The 8,369-nt window shown below is 37.5% G+C and carries 4 protein-coding genes; 3 read left to right on the top strand and 1 reads right to left on the bottom strand.

The features are described 5' to 3' along the window. Positions 1-173: 173 nt before the first annotated feature. Positions 174-1,634, bottom strand: coding sequence for a chromosomal replication initiator protein DnaA (dnaA, locus tag MSI_RS12405; protein ID WP_155815622.1), 1,461 nt, complete (start codon positions 1,632-1,634; stop codon positions 174-176). Between the two features lie 163 nt (positions 1,635-1,797). On the opposite strand from dnaA, the gene gyrB reads away from it, so the two are divergent. The 3 genes from gyrB to MSI_RS12390 form a co-directional block, all read left to right on the top strand. Next, positions 1,798-3,717 carry a DNA topoisomerase (ATP-hydrolyzing) subunit B gene (gyrB, locus tag MSI_RS12400; RefSeq protein ID WP_009107608.1) on the top strand — a complete coding sequence of 640 codons (1,920 nt, stop codon included), beginning with the start codon at positions 1,798-1,800 and terminating at the stop codon, positions 3,715-3,717. 21 nt (positions 3,718-3,738) lie between these two features. Then, on the top strand, positions 3,739-6,249 hold the full coding sequence (gene gyrA / locus MSI_RS12395) for a DNA topoisomerase (ATP-hydrolyzing) subunit A (RefSeq protein WP_039924925.1): 2,511 nt from the start codon (positions 3,739-3,741) through the stop codon (positions 6,247-6,249). Between the two features lie 701 nt (positions 6,250-6,950). After that, a partial coding sequence (locus MSI_RS12390) for a transporter substrate-binding domain-containing protein (protein ID WP_039924922.1) occupies positions 6,951-8,369 on the top strand: 1,419 nt, incomplete at its 3' end.

Raw genomic sequence — 8,369 nt, 5'->3', positions numbered from 1 at the left:
TAGTAATAATAAGCCCTGTTTATATTGTGGAAAAACATTTTAATTCTTTATAAATTAAGGTTTTAAAATGTAGATTAGTAAGGGGTTTTAAATCACATTTTTTCCACTTTTCCACATTTTACTTAATATTCGTTAGTTTATCCACTTTAAAAATTAAGTTATGCACAATTTTTCTACTTTTTATACTCTTTTACTTCCCTCATAAGATTTTCAATTCTGCTTTCCAGGCTTGGATCAGTTTTCATCAAATCTGCAATTTTTTTGTAAGCGTACATAATTGTAGAATGATCTTTTCCGCTGTATTCATTTCCAAGTTCCATAAAAGACATTTCTGTCATTTCGCGAGCCATGTAAATTGAAATCTGGCGTGGAACAACATACTTTTTATCTTTCTTTTTACCCTTTAAATCTGCTACAGAAATCTGATAAGCGTCTGCTACAACCTTCTGAATGATTTCCAGAGAAATATTTTCTGCATTGTTTGTCTGAATAAGATCATGAAGCAGAGTTTTTACAGAATCTAAATCCAGAGGACGGCCGGTAAGCTCTTCGTAAGAGAAAACTGTTGTTAAAGCTGATTCAAGTTCGCGGACGTTTGTTTCAATATTTTTAGCAATGTATTCAATAATTTCAGGACTAAGCTGCTTTCCCTGAAGTTCAATTTTTTTCTGAAGGATTGCATAGCGGTTTTCAAATTTTGGAATCTGAATATCAATGCTGAGTCCGTTGTTCAAGCGGCTTACAAGACGGTCTGCCATGTTTTTAATTTCACGGATAGGACGGTCGCAGGTAAATACCATCTGAGCTTTCTTTTCAAAAAGGGCATTAAAGGTATAGAAGAGCTCTTCCTGTGTCTGTTCCTTTCCCTGTAAGAAGTGAATATCGTCCAGAAGAAGAATATCTAGTCCGCGGTATTTGTTTTTAAATTCCTGAGTTTTTTTAGTACGGATGGAATCGGTAAATTCATTTGTAAAACTTTCTGCAGAAATGTAGCAGATTTTAAGTTTTGGATTCTGGTTATAAATGTAGTTTCCGATTGCCTGCATCAGGTGAGTTTTTCCAAGACCTGAGCCGCCGTAAAACAAAATAGGGTTGCGGGCTTTTCCTGGTTCCTTGGCAACAGAAATAGCTGCATTGTAAGCAAACATAGAGTTATCACCGGGAATGAAATTTTCAAAAATGAAGTTTTCACTCAGCTGAGGATGTTTTTTTACTGGAGTCTGCTTTGGCGAATTATTTTCACTTTCGATTTTAGAATTGGATACGGTAGCTGACGGAGCTTTTGTCTGGGTTTCGGCTGGTGCGGATTCCGCAGCCTTAGACTCTTCTTTATCATCATCCGAAGGAATTTCAGCTGATTTAAAATCCTTATTTACAATGCAGTCTAAAGTTAAATCATTTAATCCTGTTACTTCACGAAGTTTATTCTGAATAATTTCAAGTGAACCTTTTGAAGTTACCTGATTTTTCATAAATGGTGATGGAACACAAACAGTAATTACATTGTTTTCATCACTAACGTAATTTATGTTAAAATTAAAAATAAACTCGTTTTCTCTATCTTCTGAAATATATTGATTATGAAGTTCTTCTAAAGCATAGTTCCATGCTTCATGATACATATTTTTTGACATTCTTTTATTATCTTAAAGAACATCAATTTCTTCAAGCAAATTATTGAACCTAACAAGCATTAGTTATAGAAAGTTGTTATAAAATTTAATATAATGAAATTCTCATATATATAGTATTTTATACACGGCAAATAGCTGAAAAAATCATACAAAGGAAAAAGTAATGGCTAATAGTTATGATGCTGGTAATATCCAGGTTTTGAAAGGACTTGAAGCAGTCCGAAAAAGACCGGGTATGTACATCGGTTCTACTGGACCACGTGGACTTCATCACCTTGTTTATGAAGTAGTTGATAACTCAATCGATGAGGCAATGGCTGGATTCTGTACTCAGATTACAGTTGCCCTTGAACAGAACGATATTGTACGCGTTGAAGATAACGGACGCGGTATTCCTGTTGATATGCACCCGACAGAACATGTAAGTGCCCTTGAACTTGTTTTGACCCGACTTCATGCCGGTGGTAAGTTTGATAAGGGTTCTTATAAGGTTTCTGGTGGTTTGCACGGTGTAGGTGTTTCCTGTGTAAACGCTCTTTCTGACTGGATGGAAGCAACTGTAAAACGTGACGGCCATATTTACCGCCAGCGCTTTGAAATTGGTGTTCCAAAAACTAAGGTAGAAACAATCGGTGAATCTGATGAGCACGGAACTACAATCCGCTGGAAGGCTGATAAAACAATCTTTACAGAAACTACTCAGTATGATTTTGATGTTCTTAAAACTCGTCTTCGTGAACTTGCTTTCTTGAACAGTGGTATCGTAATTATTTTCCGCGATGAACGTCTTGAAAATCCAAAAGAAGAAATTCTTAAGTTTGAAGGCGGTATCAACGAATTCGTAAAAGAATTGAATAAGGGTAAGGGAGTTGTTCCTGAAGATCCAATTTATATCAACGAAGAAACAAACGATGTAATTACAGAAGTTTCTATTCAGTACAACAATTCATTTGCAGAAAACATTCATACTTTTGTAAACGACATTAATACCCGCGATGGTGGTACTCACCTTGAAGGTTTTAAATCTGCCATCCGTTTTGTTTTGAACAAATTCTTTGAATCAAACGAAAAGCTTAAAAAGCTGATTGATAAAGACGAAAAGCTTACTTATGAAGATTTGAGTTCTGGTCTTACAGCCGTAATTTCCATGAAAGTTCCTGAACCTGAATTTGAAGGTCAGACAAAGGAAAAACTTGGAAACACAGAAGTACGAACAATCGTTGACCAGATTCTTAAAGAAAAGCTGACAGTTTATTTTGAACAGAATCCTAATGCTCTGGAAGCAATCCTTAAAAAAGGTATTGATGAAGCTAAGGCACGTATTGCAGCCCGCAAGGCAAAAGACAATATGCGCAAAAAGACTATGAGCGACGGCTTTGGTCTTCCAGAAAAACTTTCTGACTGTTCTTTGAAAAATCCTGAACTCTGCGAAGTTTACATAGTCGAGGGAGACTCTGCGGGTGGTTCTGCAAAGAAAGGCCGCGATCCAAAAACTCAGGCTATTCTTCCTCTCTGGGGAAAGATGCTTAACGTAGAAAAAGTTCGCCCTGAAAAAGTAATGAACAACGATAAGCTTGAACCTGTAATTGCATCTTTGGGTGCAGGCTTTGGAAAAGACTTCAATATAGATAAACTGCGCTATCACAAAATCATCATTATGGCCGATGCCGATGTCGATGGTTCACATATCCGCACTTTGCTTTTGACCTTCTTCTTCCGCTACATGCCTCAGCTTATTGAAAACGGTTATGTATATCTTGCTATGCCTCCACTTTTCCGTGTACAGCTTGGCAAGAAAGAACCAGTTTACTGTTACAGTGATGCAGAACGTGATGCCGCTCTGGATGCTCTTGGAGATCAGAGAAATAAGGCAGAAGTTCAGCGCTATAAAGGTCTTGGTGAAATGGACGGAAAACAGCTTTGGGAAACAACAATGGATCCTGCTCACCGAAAAATGCGCGTAGTAACAATTCCTGATGCAGTTGAAGCAGACAGAATTTTCAGCGTATGTATGGGTGAGGAAGTTGAGCCTCGCCGTGAATTCATTGAGTCTAACTCAAGTTACGCAAACCTCGATATTTAGTTGATATAGGATAAAAAAATGTTGGAAGAAATTAAAACACCTGAAGGTGGAACAGTTATAAAAATTCCGATTGAGGATGAAGTAAAACAGGCTTACATTGACTATTCGATGTCGGTAATTGTTCAGCGTGCTCTGCCAGATGTTCGTGACGGTCTTAAACCTGTACACCGTCGAATCATGTATGCAATGGATACTCTACATCTAGCAAGCGGCGGAAAGACTAAAAAGTGTGCGACAATCGTCGGTGAAGTTTTGGGACATTACCACCCGCACGGAGACGCTTCTGTTTACGATGCACTTGTTCGTCTTGGTCAGGATTTTGCTCAGCGTTATACAACAGTAACTCCACAGGGAAACTTCGGTACAATTGCCGGTGACCCTGCCGCTGCTTACCGATACACCGAAGCTAAGATGTCTAAAATCACCGAAGAGATGGTTTCTGACATTTCTAAAAATACTGTAGATATGATTCCGAACTTTGACGACACTACAAAAGAGCCGTCAGTTCTTCCTGCTGCATTCCCTTTCCTTCTTTGTAACGGAACTACAGGTATTGCGGTTGGTATGGCAACAAACATGCCAACTCACAACCTTCGCGAAGTTGCTTCTGCAATTTCTGCCTATATCGATAATCCGGAAATTTCAATTGATGAATTGATGCATCATATTAAAGGACCGGACTTCCCGACAGGCGGTATTATTTACGGTAAGGCTGGAATTAAAAAGGCTTATACAACAGGACGTGGAAAGATTGTAATCCGCTCTAAGTTTACAATTGAAACTGATAAGCACGGACGTGAATCTATCGTATTTACAGAAGTGCCTTACGGCGTGAACACAACAAACATTATCCGCCGCATTAAAGAGCTTATCCGCGACAAGATGATTGAAGGCGTTACAAATGCCAACGATGAATCATCTGACCGTTCAGGTATGCGTCTTGTAGTAGACCTTAAAAAAGGCGCTATAACAAAGATTGTTCTCAATCAGCTTTTCTCAAAAACTGACTTGCAGTCGAACTTTGGTGTAATCAACCTTGCCCTTGTTCCACAGGAAAAAGAGGGAGCTCCACGTTACGACGAGCCGGGACTTCTTACACTTAAACCTGAATATCTTAAACCGGAAGTTTTGAATCTTAAGCAGCTGATTGCTCACTTTGTAAATCACCGCGACGAAGTAATTACCCGCCGTACAATTTATGATTTGAAGATTGCAAAACACCGCATGCACATTCTTGAAGCTTTGATTACAGCAATCAACAATATTGATGAAGTAATCAAAATCATCAAGGAAAGCCGCGATACAGAATCTGCAAAACTTGCTTTGGAAAAACGCTTTGACTTTGATGACGAGCAGGCACAGGCAATTGTTGATATGCAGCTCAAACGCCTTACACATCTTCTTATTGAAGATTTGCAGAAGGAAATTAAAGAGCTCCAGGCATGGATTGATTACCTGCAGGATTTGCTTGATCACCATGAAAAGATTTTGCAGCTGATTAAATCTGATACAAATGCGCTTGCAGAAAAATATGGTGACGACCGCCGCACAGATATCGTTGCTGATGAAGTAGAAGAAATCAATGTTGAAGATATGATTAAGGACGAGGACATGGTTGTAATGATTTCCCGCCTTGGTTATATCAAACGCGTTTCTGTTTCTAAGTACAAGAAGCAGGGTAGGGGAGGGGCTGGAAGCAACAGCACAAACCTTCTTGAAGATGACTACATCAAGCAGCTCTTTATCGGTTCTACAAAAGATTATCTCTTGTTCATTACAAACCTTGGACGTGCCTACTGGATTCGCTTGCACGAAATTCCAGAGTCAGAAAAAGCAAGCCGCGGTGCCCACATCAAAGGTCTTCTTTCAATCGGGCCGGATGAAGAAATTACAACTGTTGTTTCCCTCAAGGAATTCAGCGACAGTCAGTACCTCTTTATGATTACATCTGAAGGAACTGTAAAACGTGTCTGCACAAGTGAATTCACAAATGCCCGTGCAAAGGGAATTATTGGAATTAAACTCCACGAAGGAGACAAACTTGTAAGCGCAATCCAGACAAGTGGTAATGCTGAAGTAATGATGATTTCCCGCAGAGGTAAGGCTCTTCGCATCACAGAAGATTCTGTCCGCGAGATGGGACGTGCAAGCTGTGGTATTAAGGGAATGAAGCTTTCTGAAGGTGACGAGATTGCAGCAGCTGTAAAAGTTGAAGATGATTCAAGTATGATTCTTGTAACTGAAAAAGGTTATGGAAAACGCGTATCATTCGAAAACTTTAATACACATGGACGCGGAACAGGCGGACAGAGAATCTTTGGAAACACAGATTCTAAGGGTGAAATTATTGGAGCACTGGACATAAAACTTAAGGATGAACTTGTGTTTATGACCAGCCAGGGTAAGACTTTGCGCCTTAAGGCAACAGATATTAAGGAGCAGGGAGCTGGAGCTTCTGGTGTAACCCTTGTAAAGGTAAATGAACCTGATTATCTTGTCGGAATTGACAAAATTCAGGATAAAGACGAGTAATTCTATATAATATATAGAATTACATAATTATTGAAAAAAGTTAAAAATTATTCAGTTATTTATGAGATTTTGTTGACAATTTTTGATAAATAACTGATAATTATATTAAGGGTAACAACTATTTAAAATAGTTTAAGGGTGATATTAATCAGGCGAAGGGCTAATCAACGGATTGATTAGCCCTTTTATTTTTAAACTGAATAAAACTTCAAGTATCTGTGAATTCCTATATATAATAATCAATCAAAATCAGAGTGTATTTAGGCTGTGTTTCACGTGGAACATACTTATTATTAAATTGTGGATAAGATGTTAACTATGTGGATAACTTCCAGACTTATCCACAATTTCTCCACACATTGTGGATAAGTGGGAGAAGGGGTGTTTCATGTGAAACTCTTTCAAAAATTATGATGATGTTTCATGTGAAACAGATTTTAGAATATTTTATTTATACGTCGAGTCAAGGCATGCTTACGCTTAAAGCTTTGACTTCGCCGTTTTTTAGGGTTTGTAATAAACCCTAAATCAAGAAGTTCGCCAGCGAACTTCTCTCATGTTCCACGTGAAACCATCATCCTTATTAAATTTATAACAATCGATAGTTAGTTAACTTTTGAACAAAAGATAGTTAGTTGAAAAATTTCCCATTCAAAAAATAAAATTTCCTTAATAATGAATTCACGAGTAAAATAAAATGTATGAAGAAAATTATAAGTACATTATTAATTTCCCTGGCGGTATCTTTTGTTTATGCTAAGCCTGTAAGAGTAGGGTATTTCAAAGACGGCGGAAAAGTTATGGAATACACTTCTGATGATGGGAAGAGAGCCGGCTTTTCCTATGAATACCTGCAGACACTTGCTTCTTATACAGACTGGGATTTTGAATATGTTTACGGTTACTGGGACGAACTTTATAAGAAACTGATTTCTGGAGAAATAGATATTCTTACCGATGTTTCTTATTCTGAAGCCCGCAGTAAACTTTTTGATTATTCAGATTATCCTATGGCACAGGAAAATTATTATTTGTACGTAAATAAGCATAATCCGGATGTTGTAGCTGAGAATCTTTCTTCTTTGAACGGAAAATCCATTGCACTTGGAAAAGGAACATATCAGTACGACCTTTTAATGGAATGGCTTAAGCATCACGATGTAAAGTTGAATATTTCTCTTGTTCCCTTTGATGCAGTGAGTGAAGAAGAGTTTAATAAGGGTAATTTCGATCTTTTCCTTGCAATAGATTTAATTTCCAACTTTGACTGGGAACCTATCGCAAAAATCGGTTCTTCTGATATTTTTGTTGCTGTTTCTAAATCTCGCCCAGATTTATTGAAAGAATTAAATGAGGCTCAGGCATCACTTTATATTTCAAATCCATATTACAACAATAATCTCTGGGGAAAATACTTTTCGAATACATCTATGACAAAACGTCTTTCTCCTAACGAAAAGGAATGGCTTTCAGGAAAAACCAGTCTGAATGTAGGCTGCTTTAAGAATGATTTTCTCTTTTCGCCAGAAAATCGCCTGCGTGATAATTCTGGAGTCGTAAACTTTATTTTAGCAAAATTAAAAACCCAATTTGGCTTATACGAGCTTCCTGTAAAATATTCTTATTACGAAGATAAAACTGAGATTATAAATGCCCTTAAATCCGGGGAAATTGATATCGTCTTTCCTTTTTTATACGACCCTTATTCTGCGGAAGAAAATAAAGTTGCCCTTTCCATGCCAGCCCTTGCTACAAGTTTTTCTTTTATTTATGTGCAGGGAATGACTTATGAAAAGTTTATTCAGAAGGTTGGTGTCTTAAGAGGAAAACGCGCTGCTGAATATTTTGAAAATTCAGATATTTCTAAGTTTTCGGAAATCACATATTTCGACACAATGGATGAATGTTTGAACGCGCTTCTTTCTGGAAAAATCAACTCCGCAGTTGTGAATACCAGTGCCGCTTCATCATTTTTATTTGGTCGGGAAAAATACCGTAACCTGACAATGGTAAATATAGACACGTCTGCCGATCTTTCTTTTGCATCAGATAATAAAAATAAAGCTGTAATTTCTTTGATGAATAAATTGATTTCCGGCATTAATAAAAATGATATTAAT

Origin of the sequence: Treponema sp. JC4 (genome assembly GCF_000260795.1) — a bacterium.
GTDB lineage: Bacteria > Spirochaetota > Spirochaetia > Treponematales > Treponemataceae > Treponema_D.
The sequence above is the reverse complement of the archived record's forward strand: the minus strand, read 5'-3'. Positions and strand labels throughout refer to the sequence as shown.